The sequence below is a fragment of the Micrococcus sp. KRD070 genome, from assembly GCF_017168435.1.
GTDB classification, from domain to species: Bacteria; Actinomycetota; Actinomycetes; order Actinomycetales; family Micrococcaceae; genus Micrococcus; species Micrococcus luteus.
Genome location: NZ_JABFNH010000017.1, coordinates 38,743 through 40,348, shown reverse-complemented (window position 1 = coordinate 40,348; position 1,606 = coordinate 38,743). Strand labels below are relative to the sequence as shown.

The 1,606-nt window shown below is 76.9% G+C and carries 2 protein-coding genes; both read left to right on the top strand.

Going from position 1 to position 1,606, the window contains the following annotated elements; genetic code table 11:
* A partial coding sequence (locus tag J1M38_RS05435) for an inositol monophosphatase (RefSeq protein WP_241246501.1) occupies positions 1-897 on the top strand: 897 nt, incomplete at its 5' end.
* Positions 898-964: 67 nt separating this feature from the next.
* Positions 965-1,489 (top strand): pyridoxamine 5'-phosphate oxidase family protein, encoded by a 525-nt coding sequence (locus tag J1M38_RS05430; RefSeq protein ID WP_020621599.1) that lies wholly within the window; start codon positions 965-967, stop codon positions 1,487-1,489.
* Positions 1,490-1,606 lie beyond the last annotated feature (117 nt).

Below are 1,606 nucleotides of genomic sequence, written 5' to 3'. Positions count from 1 at the left end.
GCCCTGCCCTGCCCCGCCGAGCTGCGCGCGATCGCCCTCGACGCCGCCCGCGCGGTCGTCGGCGACCTCGCCGCCGCCTTCCGCTCCCCCACCGCCATCGGGCCCGAGGCCAAGACCACGCACCACGACCTCGTCACCGTGCACGACCGACACACCGAGGCCCGGCTCGTCGCCGCGCTCACGACGGCGGTCCCCGGCTCCGGCGTGCTCGGCGAGGAGCTCGGGGCGCAGGCCGGCACCGGTGAGGCCGCCCGGCTGACCTGGATCGTCGACCCCATCGACGGCACCTCCAACTTCACACACGGCTTCGCGATGTTCTCGGTGTCCCTGGCCGCCGAGGTCGACGGCGAGGTGGTGGCCGGCGTCGTGCTGGACCCCGTGGGCCGGCTGGCGTTCTCCGCCGACGCGGACGGCGCCTACCTCACCCGCGGCGACGGGCCGGAGCGCCCGCTGGCCGAGGTCGGCCGGCCGGCGCCGGCCGGCGGCGAGCGCGCCCAGAACCTCGTGACCTCCTATCCGGCGGGCGAGGCGCTCGCGCGCGAGGGCGAGGACGCGCTGCGCCGCTTCGGGCGGCTCGTGACCGCCCACGCGACCGTGCGCCGCACCGTCTCCGGCGCCCTCGAGCTCGCCCACACGGCGGCGGGCTGGGCCGACGCCGCGCTGTACGTGGACACCAAGCCCTGGGACGTCGCGGCGGGGCAGCTGATCCTGCGCCGCGCCGGGGGCAGGTGGCTCACGCCGGACCCGGCCGCGCCGTCGTCGGGCCGGCTCGTCGACGACGGCCCGCGCGCCCACACGTGCCCGTTCGCGCTCGCCGTCGCCCCGGGCCGCGAGGCGCCGACGACGGCGGCGGTGCTGGGTGACATCGTCGCCTCGCGGGCGACCGACCATGTATAGAGTGGATGTGAGCCCGATCTCAGCGCCGCGCCCGACGGCGCCCGTCCCGGCATGCCAGGAGGCCCCGATGACCCAGCAGCACCACGACACCGACGACGCCCCGTCGATGCAGCGCCCCGATCCGGTCGCGGAGCCCGGGGACCACCTGATGTTCGAGCACCCGGACGGCGAGGCCGTCCTGGTGCTGGACGAGGACCAGGTCTGGCGACTGCTGGGCCGCGTGGGCCACGCGCGCCTCGGGCTGGCCGTGGACGGGCGGCCGGACATCGTGCCGGTGAACGTGCGGGCCCACGACGGCGCCATCTACTTCCGCACCGCGCCCGGCTCGAAGCTCGCCGAGCTCACGGTGAACCCGCGCGTCGTGGTGCAGGCCGACGGGATCCTGGCCGACCAGGCCTGGTCCGTGCTCGTGCACGGCACCGCGCGCCGCCTGGACACGGAGGCGGAGATCGCGGAGGCCGAGTCCCTCGGCATCGAACCGTGGGTGCCGACGCTGAAGGACTTCTACGTCCGCGTGGACGTCCAGCGCGTGTCCGGCCGCCACTTCGTGTTCGGCCCGCACCCCGAGCGCAACGAGTCCCAGACCGACTGAGCCGCCGGCAGGACGCGTGGGCTGAGCCGGACGGCTCAGCCCACGTCCGCCGGGCTCAGGGCTGCGCCGGGGGCTGGCCGCCCTCGCCGCCCGCCGGGGGCTGGCCACCGCCGGGCC